The 12,988-nt window shown below is 67.0% G+C and carries 19 protein-coding genes and 1 riboswitch; of the genes, 6 read left to right on the top strand and 13 right to left on the bottom strand.

The window, feature by feature from the left end; genetic code table 11:
* The first annotated feature begins 48 nt into the window (after positions 1-48).
* The 3 genes from aztA to AWC31_RS05605 are packed head-to-tail and all read left to right on the top strand — an operon-like array spanning position 49 to position 2,103.
* A complete protein-coding gene (gene aztA / locus AWC31_RS05615; protein ID WP_085143340.1) occupies positions 49-753 on the top strand; it encodes a zinc ABC transporter ATP-binding protein AztA in 705 nt (234 codons plus the stop codon).
* Complete coding sequence (bluB, locus tag AWC31_RS05610) at positions 686-1,333, top strand: 5,6-dimethylbenzimidazole synthase (protein ID WP_085143339.1); 648 nt, start codon at positions 686-688, stop codon at positions 1,331-1,333. The genes aztA and bluB overlap by 68 nt, the downstream gene beginning before the upstream one ends.
* Entirely contained in the window at positions 1,333-2,103 is a 771-nt protein-coding gene (locus AWC31_RS05605) for a LamB/YcsF family protein (RefSeq protein WP_207626296.1), read from the top strand. The genes bluB and AWC31_RS05605 overlap by 1 nt, the downstream gene beginning before the upstream one ends.
* On the opposite strand, the gene AWC31_RS05600 is transcribed toward AWC31_RS05605, so the two are convergent.
* The 3 genes from AWC31_RS05600 to AWC31_RS05590 all read right to left on the bottom strand — a co-directional run bounded on the left by AWC31_RS05600 (position 2,088) and on the right by AWC31_RS05590 (position 3,399).
* Positions 2,088-2,426, bottom strand: a complete 339-nt coding sequence (locus AWC31_RS05600) for an ArsR/SmtB family transcription factor (protein WP_085143338.1) — start codon at positions 2,424-2,426, stop codon at positions 2,088-2,090. The two genes, AWC31_RS05605 and AWC31_RS05600, sit on opposite strands and share 16 nt — an antisense overlap.
* A gap of 110 nt (positions 2,427-2,536) precedes the next feature.
* Positions 2,537-3,001, bottom strand: a complete 465-nt coding sequence (locus AWC31_RS05595) for a Fur family transcriptional regulator (RefSeq protein WP_085143337.1) — start codon at positions 2,999-3,001, stop codon at positions 2,537-2,539.
* A complete protein-coding gene (locus tag AWC31_RS05590) occupies positions 2,998-3,399 on the bottom strand; it encodes an ArsR/SmtB family transcription factor (protein WP_085143336.1) in 402 nt (133 codons plus the stop codon). The genes AWC31_RS05595 and AWC31_RS05590 overlap by 4 nt, the downstream gene beginning before the upstream one ends.
* Positions 3,400-3,519: 120 nt before the next feature.
* Here AWC31_RS05590 and AWC31_RS05585 point away from each other — a divergent pair, with 120 nt between their 5' ends.
* Complete coding sequence (locus AWC31_RS05585) at positions 3,520-4,209, top strand: class I SAM-dependent methyltransferase (RefSeq protein WP_085143335.1); 690 nt, start codon at positions 3,520-3,522, stop codon at positions 4,207-4,209.
* Here AWC31_RS05585 and AWC31_RS05580 read toward each other — a convergent pair.
* Positions 4,139-6,325 (bottom strand): heavy metal translocating P-type ATPase, encoded by a 2,187-nt coding sequence (locus tag AWC31_RS05580; protein WP_085143443.1) that lies wholly within the window; start codon positions 6,323-6,325, stop codon positions 4,139-4,141. The genes AWC31_RS05585 and AWC31_RS05580 overlap by 71 nt on opposite strands.
* A 4-nt stretch (positions 6,326-6,329) precedes the next feature.
* A complete protein-coding gene (locus AWC31_RS05575; protein WP_085143334.1) occupies positions 6,330-6,614 on the bottom strand; it encodes a DUF1490 family protein in 285 nt (94 codons plus the stop codon).
* A gap of 97 nt (positions 6,615-6,711) precedes the next feature.
* Between AWC31_RS05575 and AWC31_RS05570 the strand changes: the two genes are divergently transcribed.
* Positions 6,712-7,695: a permease gene (locus AWC31_RS05570; RefSeq protein ID WP_234816741.1), complete on the top strand. Its 984-nt coding sequence runs from the start codon at positions 6,712-6,714 to the stop codon at positions 7,693-7,695.
* A complete protein-coding gene (locus AWC31_RS05565; protein WP_085143332.1) occupies positions 7,692-8,390 on the top strand; it encodes a TIGR03943 family putative permease subunit in 699 nt (232 codons plus the stop codon). The genes AWC31_RS05570 and AWC31_RS05565 overlap by 4 nt, the downstream gene beginning before the upstream one ends.
* Here AWC31_RS05565 and AWC31_RS05560 read toward each other — a convergent pair.
* The 8 genes from AWC31_RS05560 to rpmB all read right to left on the bottom strand — a co-directional run bounded on the left by AWC31_RS05560 (position 8,384) and on the right by rpmB (position 12,959).
* Positions 8,384-9,046, bottom strand: a complete 663-nt coding sequence (locus AWC31_RS05560; RefSeq protein WP_085143331.1) for a (2Fe-2S)-binding protein — start codon at positions 9,044-9,046, stop codon at positions 8,384-8,386. The two genes, AWC31_RS05565 and AWC31_RS05560, sit on opposite strands and share 7 nt — an antisense overlap.
* Positions 9,043-9,819 (bottom strand): ABC transporter ATP-binding protein, encoded by a 777-nt coding sequence (locus AWC31_RS05555; RefSeq protein WP_085143330.1) that lies wholly within the window; start codon positions 9,817-9,819, stop codon positions 9,043-9,045. The genes AWC31_RS05560 and AWC31_RS05555 overlap by 4 nt, the downstream gene beginning before the upstream one ends.
* Positions 9,816-10,811, bottom strand: coding sequence for a FecCD family ABC transporter permease (locus tag AWC31_RS05550; RefSeq protein WP_085143329.1), 996 nt, complete (start codon positions 10,809-10,811; stop codon positions 9,816-9,818). Before AWC31_RS05550 ends, AWC31_RS05555 begins: the two co-directional genes overlap by 4 nt.
* A gap of 44 nt (positions 10,812-10,855) precedes the next feature.
* Complete coding sequence (locus tag AWC31_RS05545; RefSeq protein ID WP_085143328.1) at positions 10,856-11,824, bottom strand: ABC transporter substrate-binding protein; 969 nt, start codon at positions 11,822-11,824, stop codon at positions 10,856-10,858.
* Positions 11,825-11,864: 40 nt separating this feature from the next.
* Positions 11,865-11,988, bottom strand: a riboswitch (cobalamin riboswitch).
* Positions 11,989-11,998: 10 nt separating this feature from the next.
* A complete protein-coding gene (rpsR, locus tag AWC31_RS05540) occupies positions 11,999-12,253 on the bottom strand; it encodes a 30S ribosomal protein S18 (RefSeq protein ID WP_067850458.1) in 255 nt (84 codons plus the stop codon).
* Entirely contained in the window at positions 12,254-12,559 is a 306-nt protein-coding gene (gene rpsN, locus AWC31_RS05535) for a 30S ribosomal protein S14 (RefSeq protein ID WP_067850456.1), read from the bottom strand.
* Positions 12,559-12,723, bottom strand: a complete 165-nt coding sequence (gene rpmG / locus AWC31_RS05530) for a 50S ribosomal protein L33 (RefSeq protein ID WP_067850454.1) — start codon at positions 12,721-12,723, stop codon at positions 12,559-12,561. The genes rpsN and rpmG overlap by 1 nt, the downstream gene beginning before the upstream one ends.
* Positions 12,723-12,959: a 50S ribosomal protein L28 gene (gene rpmB, locus AWC31_RS05525; protein ID WP_067850452.1), complete on the bottom strand. Its 237-nt coding sequence runs from the start codon at positions 12,957-12,959 to the stop codon at positions 12,723-12,725. Before rpmB ends, rpmG begins: the two co-directional genes overlap by 1 nt.
* Between the last annotated feature and the right edge of the window lie 29 nt (positions 12,960-12,988).

Here is a 12,988-nt window from a genome sequence, read left to right as displayed (position 1 = left end):
GGCTAAACTCTTATCATCAATGAAAACCATTTTCAACAAGGAGTTGGCTTGCATCCCATCCGGCTGAACCGAGTGACGTTCGGCTACAACCGAACTCAGGTGTTCACCGATCTCACGGTCGAGTTCGCCGGCGGCGCAACCACCGCCATCGCCGGGCCCAACGGATCCGGCAAATCCACGTTGCTGGGCCTGATCGCCGGATTGCTGCGTCCCCAACACGGCTCGGTCGACCTGGCCGGGGCCGATGACATCGCGTTGGCCGTGCAGCGCGACCAAGTCGCACAGACGTTTCCCATCACGGTCGGCGAGGTGGTCGCGATGGGCCGCTGGCGCAGGCTCGGCCTGCTGCGCCGCCCGACGCGGGCCGATCGCGACATCGTCGACTACTGGATCGACGAGCTGGCACTCGATGGGCTTCGCCACCGCAGGCTGGGCGAGTTGTCCGGCGGGCAGCGTCAGCGCACGCTGCTCGCCCAGGCGTTCGCCCAGCAAGCACCCATGCTGCTGCTCGACGAACCCACCGCGGGCCTCGATGCCGACAGCGCCGAAACGGTCTACCGCCACCTTCAGCGGCTGGCCGCGTCGGGCACCACCGTCGTCGCCGCGACACACGATCCGGATGCGCACGCCCGCTTCGACCACCAGATCGACCTGACCGCGTTCGCGGCGGCGATAGGCTCAGGCTGTGCTTCGACATGCCTTCAGCCCCGCCGAACGGCAGGCCGTCTACCGGGCCATAACCGAGCGCCGTGACATGCGCCGATTCGTGCCCGACAGCACGGTTCCCGCCGACGTCCTCGGCCGGTTGCTGCAGGCCGCGCATGCCGCGCCGAGTGTCGGCCTGATGCAGCCGTGGCGGTTCATCCGCGTCACCGACGCCGCGCTGCGCACCAAGATCCACGCGCTCGTCGACGAGGAACGCGCCCACACCGCGGAGGCGCTCGGCCCGCGCGGTGAGGAGTTCCTGGCGCTCAAGGTCGAGGGCATCCTCGACTGCGCGGAACTGTTCGTCGTCGCACTCGGTGAGGGTCGGGAGCGCCACGTCTTCGGCCGCCGCACGCTGCCGCAGATGGATCTTGCCTCGGTGTCGTGCGCGATCCAGAACATGTGGCTGGCGGCGCGCGCCGAAGGGCTCGGCATGGGGTGGGTGTCGATATTCGAGCCACGCCCGCTCGCGCATCTGCTGGACATGCCCGATGGCGCCGAGCCGGTCGCGATCCTGTGCCTCGGCCCGGTCCCGGAGTTCCCGGACCGTCCGGTGCTGGAGATCGAGCACTGGACCGTCGGCCGGCCATTGCCCGAGTTCGTATCCGAGAACGGCTGGCCGGGCTGATGACCACCGTCGACCTCAACGCCGATCTCGGCGAGAGCTTCGGGGTGTGGCAGCTCGGCGACGACGAGGCCATGCTGGGCGTGGTGACGAGCGCCAACGTCGCGTGCGGTTTCCATGCCGGAGACCCGGCGCTGTTGTTGCGCACCTGCCGGACCGCAGCACAGCGTGGCGTGGCCGTGGGTGCGCAGGTCAGCTACCGCGACCTGGCCGGATTCGGCAGGCGCTTCATCGACATCACACCCGAGGATCTGACCGCCGACGTCATCTACCAGATCGGCGCCTTGCAGGCGATTGCACATGCCGCCGGTACGACCGTGGCCTACGTGAAACCGCATGGGGCGCTGTACAACACGATCGTCAGCCATCGCGAGCAGGCCGCCGCGGTCGCGGCCGCGGTGGCGGCGGTCGATGCGGGGCTGCCGGTGCTCGGCCTGTCGAGTTCGGTGTTCTTTGCCGAGGCATCCGCTCGCGGCCTGCGCACGGTTCCCGAGGCCTTCGCCGACCGGGCCTACCGGCCCGACGGCACCCTGGTGTCACGCCGCGAACCGGGATCCGTCCTACACGATCCCGCCGAGATCGCCGAACGCGTCAGCAGCATGGTGATGTCGGGCCAGGTGACCGCGATCGACGGGACCACCATTCCGATCACCACGGAATCCATTTGCGTACACGGCGATTCGCCGGGTGCGGTGCAGATCGCGACGACCGTGCGGGAGCGGCTTGTCGCAGACGGGATTGAGTTGGCTGCGTTCACTCACGTTGGTTCGTAGCGGGTTGCCGGATCCTCGGCAGCGTGGACGACCGCCGCGAGCACGATGCGAGCCAGATGATCGTCGACGAGGCGGTACTTCACTTCCCGCCCGACACGTTCACCGGCTACCACTCTGGCCGCCTTGAGAATGCGCAAATGCTGGCTCACAAGTGACTGCGGGGTGTGCAGTGCGTCGACGAGCTCATGGACACAGCGGGGAGAACCGTTCAGTTGCAACACAATCGCAATCCGGACCGGTGCCGATATGACGCGAAGTAGATCGCCCGCCGCGTTGAGAACGGCGACCGGCGGCTGCAGCGGAGGGTCCGGTTGCGCACACACTGTCGTCTCGACGCCCGCACCTCCTCGCCGTCAACCGCACCTCGTCACTGCGCCAAGTTACCGCGCAGCGTGACGCTTGTCGACAATCATTTTCAATAAGGTGGCGGATGTCAATTCAGCGCGATGGCGCTCTCGGTATCCGACGGCGTGTCACGACATCTCGGACACACTCCGTAAAGGTCGAAATAGTGCGTGACGTCCGTGTATTCGGACCGTCGGCCGAGCTGGCTCGTGTGCTCCTCGAATGCCGGCGCCGTGAAACCCACCGCCCGCCCGCACCGGCGACACACCAGATAATGGCGATGTTCGCTCGTCGTGCGCAATCGGTAGAGAACCTCTCCCTCTTCGGCGCGCTGCGTCTCGGCGATCTCATCATCGACAAGGGATCGCAGGATGCGATACACCGTCGTCAGCCCGATCGGCAGCGACCGGTGCTGGCGTAACTCGCGGTGGATCTGCTGTGCGCTGCGGAAGTTCTCGCTGCTACCGAGCACGTCCAGGAGCTCACGTCGATTTCCCGTCCACCGTCGACGGCTCGGTGATCCGGCGTGCGCAGCACCGACCGAGTCCGTCACGCTTCGTTGTCCTCGTCGGCGAACTCGCCCGGCACCGACGGCGACACGCCCGCCCGCTCATGCGCGGAGCTACCCTCCAACACCCGCTCGGCCTGAAAAACCGCGAGCGCCACCAGCTCCCGTGCCCGATCGTCGACGAGCTGATAGAACATGCGCGTCCCATCCTGACGTACTCCCACAATTCGCCCCCACCTCAGTTTCGCCAGATGCTGCGATGTGGTCGTCGGCGTCTTTCCCACGATCTCGGCAAGTCGATTCACCGACAGTTCGCCATGGTCGCGCAACGCGAGGATGATCCTGATCCGCGTCGGGTCCGACAGCAACCGAAACACCTCAGTGGCCAGATCCACATACGCACTCTCGGGCCCAAAGCTGCATGTCTTCTTATCTTCGGACATACGAAGATATTAAGGCAGTAACCTGCCGTTGCCAAGCATCTGCGCGGCGCGGCCAAGACAGCGTTTGCCGATGAGGCAAACCGCCTTGCGCGTGGGTCCGGCGGTCATGAGCATGGACTCATGCAAGGGAATGTGAACCGAACCGCCACACCGGATTACGACCCGGCCGGTGATCCGCAGGAGTTCTGGGAAACCGTCTATGGAAACACCGGCCAGTCGTGGAGTGGTCGGGTCAACCCGTACCTCACCGAGCTGGCATCGACCCTGTCGGCGGGACGTGCCCTGGACCTGGGCTGTGGCCAAGGCGGCGACTCGATATGGCTCGCCCAGCGGGGCTGGCAAGTCGTCGCGGTCGACGTCGCCTCCCGCGCCCTCGAACTCGCCGCACACCGCGCGCGGGAACTTCACGTCGACGGTCTGATCGACTTTCAGCGCCATGACCTCAGCGAGAGCTTCCCGGCAGGCACGTTCGACCTCGTGTCGGCGCAGTATCTCCATTCCCCGGTGCGGCTGCAACGCCCGCAGATCCTGCGGCGTGCCACCGAGGCCGTCGCTCCGGGCGGAATTCTGCTGATCGTCGACCATGGCTCGGCGGCACCGTGGTCATGGGATATCCCCGAGCATCGGTTCTTGTCACCCGATGAGGTTCTGGACTCGCTGAAACTCGATGACGGACTGTGGGACCGGCTGCGCGTGGCCGCGATCGAGAAGGAGGCCACCGGCCCGCAAGGGCAGGTCGCTACGGTGACAGACCACGTGATCGCCCTTCGCCGCCGTCTGACTCAGCCGCGGTCAACTCATACCGGATGAGGCGAGCACTGTTGGCCACCACCGCAACCGAGGACGCGTTGTGGAGTACCGCGGCGAGCACCGGCGACAGCGCGCCGGCAGCCCCTACGGCCAGGCCGATGGCGTTCACCGCGATGGACATCGCATAGTTCTGCTGGATCACATCCACGGCACGGCCCCCGAGGTCGCGCACGTCGAGCAGCCGTCGTAGATCGTCGCTCGCCAGCGCGACATCAGCGGTTTCGACTGCGACGTCGGTGCCGCCAAGACCCATCGCGATACCGATGTCGGCTGCTGCGAGCGCCGGTGCGTCGTTCACACCATCGCCGATGACTGCGACGGTGTGCCCCTCGTCGTGAAGCTCGCGTACCACTGCGAGCTTGTCCTCTGGCATCACCTCGGCACGCCACTCGGTGATCCCGAGTTCCTCGGCGACGGCGGCCGCTGCGTCCGGGTGATCTCCAGTCAACATCACCATGCGGCGCACGCCCGTCGCACGCAGGGCATTCAACACCTCGAAAGCCTCTGGCCTGACTTCATCTCGAAGGCTGATGAGGCCGATCAGCTTGCCGTCGACCGCGAGCAGCAGCGGCGTCTCCGCACGCTTGCGCAGCTTGTCCACCCATTCCGAGGCACGCTTGGTCACCCGCACTTTTTCCTTACTCAGCAGCGACGGACTTCCCAGCAGAAGTGTTCGACCGTCGGCCCTGGTGCGCATTCCCAACCCCACGAGGACTTCGCACTCCTCGTGCGGCGGTATCACGATGTGGCGTTCCTGCGTCGACCGGATCACCGCCTCGGCCAGCGGATGACGAGCGTGGATCTCCGAGCTGGCGGCATAGGCCAGAACTTGCTCGGGCTCCCAATCCTTGTGGAAGGCAACGACGTTGGTGACAATCGGACGGCCGATCGTCAACGTGCCCGTCTTGTCGAACACCACCGCGTCAACCCGGCCTGCTTGCTCCAGATGCGAACCGCCCTTGATCAGGATGCCGCGGCGCGCGCCATTGCCGATCGCGGCACTGATCGCCGTCGGTGTCGCCAGCCCCACGGCGCACGGGCAGGCCACCAGCAGCATCGTCATCGCCCGCCGCACATCCCGGGTCACGACGAGTGTCGCGGCCGAAAGCAGGAACGAGGCAGGGACGAAGCGTCGCGAGAAGTTCTCGCCGACCGTCTGGATGGGTGCACGATCCTGTTGCGCCTCTTCAACGCGGGTGATGATCCGGCCGATCGTCGTGTGCCGCCCCACCGCTTCTGCCCTGACCACGAGCTCGCCACGAACCACGACCGACCCGGCGAACACCTTGCTACCGGCCGTCACTGCGACCGGTAGGTTCTCCCCGGTGATCGCAGACTGGTCGACGATCGCCTCGCCTTGACTGACCACACCGTCGACCGCGAGCGCCACTTGCTCGTGGACGACCACCTCATCGCCGATGCGCACAGTGTCGACGCCGACCTCGACCTCGGTCCCATCGGACATCCGCAGCCATACCGTGTCCTGCGTGCCCTGCAGCAGGTTGGCGATGGCGCGACGGGTTCGCCGCAACGTCAGGTCCTGAAGGTATTCGCCGATGTTGAGCAACCACAGAACCGTGAGTGCCACGACGTTTTCCCGCAGCACCAAGCTGGCCACGGTCGCCGCCGACACCAGCACATCGGTTCCGGCGGCGCGGCGACCGGCGAGAGTGCGCAACGCCCCACGCAGGAACGGATAGCCGGTGACTATGGTTGCCCCGGTGGCGAAGGTGCGGCTGGTCGGCCCGAGCAGCGGGGGACGCGCGAACCCGTAACGGCGAATACCCAGTAATGCCAAGGCGATAGCACCGATCGCCATCCGGACGATGTCGGCGTTGTGGACGTCGGCGGAGCGCGGCGTACGCACGGGCACCAGGTGTCGCGCCACCTCGGCAGCCGTCGTGATGGCAGACAGCACCGCGTCACGATCGCAGCGCTTCGGCGAGTACCACACCACCACCGATGCGGTGCGCGGAAAGGCGTGTACCGCACGCACGCCCGCTACCTGGTCGACGGCGTCCTCGACCGCAACCGCCCGCACCGCATCGCCGCGCAACCACGGAGCGCGCACGCGCATCCGGCCCGCGGCATCGGACACCACCGTGAGGCTCGCCACGGGCTCAGTGGTCGTGCGAATGTCCGGCGTCACCCACGGCGGGCGGCGGCACTTCCTCGCCGATCCGTTCTCGCGCCTCAGCCATCACATCGGCAACCTTCAACCGAGCGGACTCCGCTCCTTCTTCGGCCTTGCGTGCTCCACGCAACGCCCATGCGGTCGTCGTCACCGCCGCTTCACGAACGGGCGCTTTCGCGACCGCTTTACGAAGTCCCTCATACGCAGCGACCCCGACTGCACCGGTTACCACTGTCGTCGCGGCCTTTGCCAGCAAGCCATGCCACACCATTCGCCAAGCCTAACGCCAATTAGTGAAAATGATTGTCGACTGCCTGCCGCGGCGCGGGCCGATTCCCAAACGCCCCTGGCATCATGGCCGCGTGGCCATGGACTCGGCGGTATCGCGCTTGCGGCCGAGTTCTATGCAGATACTCGTCGTCGGGATCATCGCGCTCGCGCTCGCCGGTAGCACGCTGCGCGCGTTCGTGGAAGGTACGCCGGATGTGGCGACCGCCGCGACGGTGTTCTGCGGCGTGTTCGTCCAGGCGCTGCCGTTCCTGGCCCTCGGTGTGGTGATCAGCGGACTGATCGCGGTGTTCGTGACGCCGGACCGGCTGGCCCGCTGGCTGCCCGAGCGCACCGGTGCGGCGATCCTGGCGGCCGGTCTCGGCGGCGCCGCCCTACCGGGCTGCGAATGCGGTTCGGTGCCGGTGGCGCGCAGGCTGTTCGGCGAAGGCGGTGTGGGGGCGGCGGCACTGACGTTCATGCTCGCCGCACCGGCGATCAATCCGGTGGTGCTGGTGGCGACGGCCGTCGCCTTCCCCGGCCATCCGCAGCTCGTGGCCGCCCGGTGTGCGGCATCGTTGCTCACCGCACTGATCATGGGCGCGGCCTGGGCCCGGTTCGGCAGGCCGGAATGGATTACGCGCCAGCTGCCGAAACTCCATGACGGCGACGGCCCACGCTGGGCGGTGTTCACCGAGGCCGCCAGGCACGACTTCCTGTCCGCATGCTCGTATCTGGTGGTCGGGGCGGCTGCCGCCGCGGCGCTGCACGTGCTGGTCCCCGCCTGGGTGTACGAGCACCTGGCCGGCCAGATCGTGCTCGGGGTGATCACCATGGCCGTCCTGGCCGTGGTGCTCGCGCTCTGCTCCGAGGCCGACGCGTTCGTGGCGGCGAGCCTGACGATGCTGCCGCTGCTGCCCCGCCTGGTGTTCCTGGTCGTCGGGCCTGCCGTCGACGTCAAGCTGTTCGCGATGCAGGCCGGGATGTTCGGCCGCGCGTTCGCGATTCGCTTCGCGCCCGCGACCTTCGTCGTGGCCACGCTGGTGGCCACGGCGGTCGGGCTGATCGTGCTGGGGCCGCAGTGAGCCGCGAGACCGAGAACGCGCTCCTGTTGCTGATCGGGGTCAGCACCGCGATCATCGCCGCCACCGGCGCGTACACGCGCTACGTCAAACCCTCGCTGCTGCCCTACCTGGTGGCCACCGCGGTGCTGCTGATCGCACTGGCGCTCGCGGCGATCGTGCGCGACATCCGGGGGCACGCCGATTCCCATGACCATCAGCACCGGCCCGGTGTCGCATGGCTGCTGCTCATCCCGATCGCCCTGCTGGCCTTCGTGGTACCGCCGGCGATCCGCCCGGACGCCGCCTCGGTGACCGAGGTGTCGACCGATGTGCTGCGCAGGCCGTTTCCGCCGCTGCCGGACGGAGCGGCGCCGGAAGTGTCACTGCCAGACGTGCTGATTCGGGTGGCGCAGGACACCGCAGGCACACTCGATGACCGCACGATCACCGTGACGGGGTTCACGATGCGCGACGGCGATCGCACCGATCTCGCCCGCGTGGTGATCATCTGCTGTGCAGCTGACGCGCAACTCGCCCGCATCCGGCTGTCGGGACCCGCAGCGGCCGACGTGGCGAGCTACCCCGAGAACACCTGGATCCGGGTCGAAGGAAAAGTGCCTGCCGGACAGAGCGATTCGAGTGGCCGCACGATACCCACGATGACGGTGCAGCGGGTGTCACGCACCGATCCGCCACCCCACCCGTACGCCTATTGACGTCCTGCCAGCGCACAGTCCCGGCAGTGAGTTCCACCCGGCACCCGGTAGTACAGACAGCAACTGCGGCGGCGAAACGTCAGGCCGGTCAGCTCCCCGGTGCCCCGCAGAACGCCCATGTCCAACAACGATTCCGTCAGCGCCACCACCCGGTCACGCAATTCCGGCCGCGCACGGGTCAATTCGTCTGCGGCCGCGACCAACGCGGCTGCGGCGTTGCCGTGCAGGAGCCGAGGTGCCATCTTGACGCGCATGCCCGCGGCGAGCGGCTCCAGATGGTCTTCGACGACGATCCGGTACAGCCGGTTCGGCAGCGCATCGTCGAGGCAAGCGGATTCACCGAACGCGTCGGGCAATCTGAGCTCGGTTCCGGTACCGGACCGTTGGAGATGTGTGAGATCGGGCAGGACGCCATAGCCCAGCGTGCAGGCGAGCAAGGGTGACCACAGCCGTGAGGCATGGCTGAACTGCACAAGAGACGCGCCGATGCGAAGATCCGTCGTCCCACAGCGTTCGGCGGTCGCCCGGATGAGGTCGACGCAGCCGTCTGAGTAGCATTGCCGGACCGGTACCCAGCCGTCGGAATCACCACCCACGACGATCCCGAAAAAGCCGCCGAATGTGGCGATCTCAGCGAGGATCTCGTCGACGTTCACGGTGCGGGGATCCTCGGCAGAACCGTGACCCGCGGCATACCCATGGTGTCATCGATCTGAGCGTCGACGCCGTACACCGCGGCGAGCAGGTCGACCGTGAGCACCTCGCGCGGCGTGCCAACCGCGACCATCTGCCCGCGATCGAGCACGCAGATCCGGTCGCAGTAGGCCGCAGCGAGATTGAGGTCGTGCAGCGCGGCGATCACGGTGGCCCCGGTCTCGCGCATCAAGTGCAGGGCGTCGTGCTGATGCCGTAGGTCAAGGTGATTGGTGGGTTCGTCGAGCACGATCACGTCGGTACGTTGGGCCAGGGCCCGCGCGATCAGCGCGCGCTGCTTCTGACCACCGGACAACTGATTGAACGGCGCGTGACCGAGTTCGGCGATGTCGAGGGCCGCGAGAGCCGACTCGATGATGTCGCGGTCGGAGGCGTTGTCGCCCTCGAACGACCGCTTGTACGGTGTGCGCCCCATCGCCACGACGTCGAACACCGTCAACTCGAAATCGCCTGCGATATCTTGCAGCACGGCCGCGACCCGCTGCGCCGCACGCTTGCCCGGGAGCCGCCACACATCGTCGCCGTCGACGAGAATCTGCCCCGCAGTGGGTCGCTGGGCCCGGTACAGCGTTCGCAGCAGGGTGGTCTTGCCCGCGCCGTTGGGCCCTACGACCGCCACCATCTCGCCCGGGGCGACGTCGAGCGAAACGTCGCGCACCAACGCCTTTCCGCGCATCGTCACCGACACCGATTGGATCGAGCACCGCGCCGTCATGCCGGCGCCTTGCGCCGCATCAGCCACAGGAAGAACGGCCCGCCGACCAGGGCGGTGAGAATACCGACGGGAAGCTCCTCTGGCGTGGCCACGGTTCGCGCGACGATGTCGCACGCCACGAGGAACGTGGCACCCAGCAGTGCGGCCGCAGGCAGGGCGCGGCGGTGGTCGGCGCCGACCAGCAGGCGCACGACGTGCGGCATGATCAACCCGACGAAGCCGATCGTGCCGCTCACCGCGACCATGGCGCCGACCATGAGCGCGACGACGACGAACATCGCGCCGCGGAACCGGTGCACGTCGAGGCCGAGCGAGGCCGCGGCCTCCTCGCCCGTGTAGAGCAGGTTCAGTGACCTGGTGACCGCCAAAAGGACGACCACACCAAGGAATACGACCACGGCGGGCACCCAGACCATCGACCAGGTGGCACCGCCGAGTCCGCCCAGCATCCAGCGCACCGCGGCCTGTGCCTTGTGCGGGTCGTCGGACGTGACGATGAGCAGGCTCGCCAGCGCGGACAGCACCTCGGCCACCGCGACGCCCGCCAGGATCAACCGCACCGTAGTCATCCGACCGCCGGATCGGGCCAGGAAGTACACCGCGACAAGCGCGGCCAGCGCACCACCGAACGCCGCGAGCGGAAGCGTGACGATCTGCAGGGCTCCCACACCGAGCACCAGCACGACGACCGCACCGACCGATGCGCCGGAGGACACCCCGAGCAACATCGGATCGGCAAGTGGATTGCGCACCACCGCCTGCAGCGTCATGCCGCATGCCGCGAGGCCCGCGCCGATCACCGCGGCCAGCACCACGCGCGGCAACCTGGCGTCCAGCACGATCGATTCGCGCACTGCCGGCCAGGACTGCTCGGCCAGTCCCGGATGAATGGCATGCGCGACGATCGCCCACACCTCGCCCGGCGCGATGGGCACCGACCCGACTACGACACCCGCGGTCATCGCAGCCGCCAACATCACCGCGAGCGCCATCAGGACCAACCCGTACGGAATTCCGCGACGGCCGGCAAGGCTCACTAAAACCGCTCCGGATGCAGTTGCGTGGCAAGGGCTTCCACTGCACGGGCAATCCGCACACCCACCACCACCGACGACAGCGGAAGCACGGCGAACCGCTCGTCGCGGATCGCCGGGACATGCTGCAGCAGAGGGTGGCCCATCAGGAACTTCTTCTTCTGCTCGACGGGCTGATCGCCGTAGTCGTAGATCAGGATGACATCGGGCGACCGCTCGGCGAACTGCTCGAAGGACACATCGGCCCACACCTTCGGGACATCGGAGAACAGGTTCACGCCACCGGCGGCCGTGATCATCTCGTTGCCGATCCCCTTGCCGCCGGACGTGAACACCGTCGCCTCACCACTGTCGTAGACGGCTACCTTGACGGGCGCGGCTCCCCGCACTTTCGACTCGGCCCGTTCGAGGTCGCGGTGCAACTGGTCGACCTGCTCCTCGGCGCGGTCGCTGATTCCGAAAATCCGCCCGATGCCACGAAGTTCGGCGTCCACCGTGGACATCGTCGCGGGTTCGGACGAGCAGTCCTCGATGTTGAGGTAGGTGTCGATTCCCACATCGGCGAGCCGCTGTCGGGCGCGGCCCTCCTTCTCGTCGAAGGCACTGTCCCACCCGCCGTACACGAAATCGGGCTCGACCGCCAGCAGTGCCTCATAGGACGGATACTCCTCGGCGAGCACCGGCACGCTGTCGTAGGCGGCCTGATACTCCGGCAGGATCCGGTCGTCCAGATAGGACGTGCCAACCATCGACTTCTCCAGGCCGAGGGCCAGCAGCGTCTCGATCGCATGTTGATTGAGGGCGACCGCGCGGGTCGGCGGCCGATCGTAGGTCGTGGTGACGCCGCAGTTGTCCAGTGTCACCGGGAATCCCGGCGGAGTGCCGGCTGTGGACTGCGTTGCGGAGTTACCGGCACATCCCGACGCCAAGAGCAACGACGCCATCACGACGACCATCCAACGACCGGTCATGGGCTCTCCCATCCTCTCTGGGGAGATCCGCCCCAGTGCTTGCGAGGTGGCGACTGCGGGGTGTGTCTGGCTCTCGCCGGTCAGCGCGCTGACCGAGCGATCACAGTGGCGGGACCGCGCCGGATTCACACCGGCTTCCACGATCCGCAGTCGCCTATCGGTGTCGATAGTAGGTCAGCGGGTGCCCGCCACCGGCAGCAGTGCCATCTCCCTGGCGTTCTTGATCGCCGTCGCAACCTGTCGCTGCTGCTGTGGGGTGAGTCCGGTGACCCGACGCGAGCGGATCTTTCCCCGCTCACTGATGAAGGTCCGCAGCAGTTGGACGTCTTTGTAGTCGACGTGTGTGACGCCGAGAGCCTTGAGCTGATTGCGCCTCGGCTTCTTGAGTTCAATTGCGGGCGTGCGCTTTCGCGGAGTCTTCTTCGCCATTTACCAGCTCGACTTCCGCACGCCGGGCAGCTCGCCGCGATGCGCGAGCTCCCTGACCCGAACCCGGGAGAGCCCGAACTTGCGCAGGTGCCCGCGCGGCCTGCCGTCCACGGAGTCGCGGTTGCGCAACCGCACCGGACTTGAGTCACGCGGAAGTCGTTGCAACGCCGAAACCGCCGCGGCCCGTTGTTCTCTCGTGCTCGCCGGATTCCGGATGATCTCCTTGAGCTCGGCCCGCCGTTCGGCGTAGCGCTCGACGAGCTTGCGCCGCTGCTCGTTCTTGACGATCTTGGACACCTTGGCCATCAGCGCTCCTCGCGGAAGTCGACGTGCTTGCGAATCACCGGGTCGTACTTCTTCAGCACGATGCGGTCCGGATCGTTGCGCCGGTTCTTGCGCGTCACGTAGGTGTAGCCGGTTCCCGCAGTGGATCTCAGCTTCACGATCGGCCGAATATCGGTGCGCGCCATCAGATCTTCTCCCCTCGACTGCGCAGCCGGGCTACGACTGCCTCGATGCCGTCGCGGTCGATCACCTTGATCCCTTTGGCGCTGACCCGCAACCGCACCCGGCGCCCCTCACTCGGCAGGTAATAGGTCTTGTTCTGGATGTTCGGGTTCCAGCGCCTGCTACTCCGCTTGTGTGAGTGCGACACCGTGTTGCCGAAGCCGGGCGATCGCCCGGTGACTTGGCAGTGGGCCGACATTGAATCTCCTTCGTCTCGAGGTACCGTTG

Source organism: Mycolicibacterium wolinskyi (genome assembly GCF_002101965.1).
Taxonomy (GTDB): domain Bacteria; phylum Actinomycetota; class Actinomycetes; order Mycobacteriales; family Mycobacteriaceae; genus Mycobacterium; species Mycobacterium wolinskyi.
The sequence above is the reverse complement of the archived record's forward strand: the minus strand, read 5'-3'. Positions and strand labels throughout refer to the sequence as shown.

What these genes read in the sequence shown, in the direction of transcription:
- AWC31_RS05570 (WP_234816741.1), top strand. Translation starts at nt 6,712, where the DNA reads ATGGACTCGGCGGTATCGCGCTTGCGGCCGAGTTCTATGCAGATACTC.
- AWC31_RS05550 (WP_085143329.1), bottom strand. Translation starts at nt 10,811, where the DNA reads ATGGCGCTCGCGGTGATGTTGGCGGCTGCGATGACCGCGGGTGTCGTA.
- rpmG (WP_067850454.1), bottom strand. Translation starts at nt 12,723, where the DNA reads ATGGCGCGCACCGATATTCGGCCGATCGTGAAGCTGAGATCCACTGCG.
- AWC31_RS05605 (WP_207626296.1), top strand. Translation starts at nt 1,333, where the DNA reads ATGACCACCGTCGACCTCAACGCCGATCTCGGCGAGAGCTTCGGGGTG.
- AWC31_RS05555 (WP_085143330.1), bottom strand. Translation starts at nt 9,819, where the DNA reads ATGACGGCGCGGTGCTCGATCCAATCGGTGTCGGTGACGATGCGCGGA.
- AWC31_RS05575 (WP_085143334.1), bottom strand. Translation starts at nt 6,614, where the DNA reads ATGGTGTGGCATGGCTTGCTGGCAAAGGCCGCGACGACAGTGGTAACC.
- AWC31_RS05545 (WP_085143328.1), bottom strand. Translation starts at nt 11,824, where the DNA reads ATGACCGGTCGTTGGATGGTCGTCGTGATGGCGTCGTTGCTCTTGGCG.
- AWC31_RS05590 (WP_085143336.1), bottom strand. Translation starts at nt 3,399, where the DNA reads ATGTCCGAAGATAAGAAGACATGCAGCTTTGGGCCCGAGAGTGCGTAT.
- rpsR (WP_067850458.1), bottom strand. Translation starts at nt 12,253, where the DNA reads ATGGCGAAGAAGACTCCGCGAAAGCGCACGCCCGCAATTGAACTCAAG.
- rpmB (WP_067850452.1), bottom strand. Translation starts at nt 12,959, where the DNA reads ATGTCGGCCCACTGCCAAGTCACCGGGCGATCGCCCGGCTTCGGCAAC.
- AWC31_RS05585 (WP_085143335.1), top strand. Translation starts at nt 3,520, where the DNA reads ATGCAAGGGAATGTGAACCGAACCGCCACACCGGATTACGACCCGGCC.
- rpsN (WP_067850456.1), bottom strand. Translation starts at nt 12,559, where the DNA reads ATGGCCAAGGTGTCCAAGATCGTCAAGAACGAGCAGCGGCGCAAGCTC.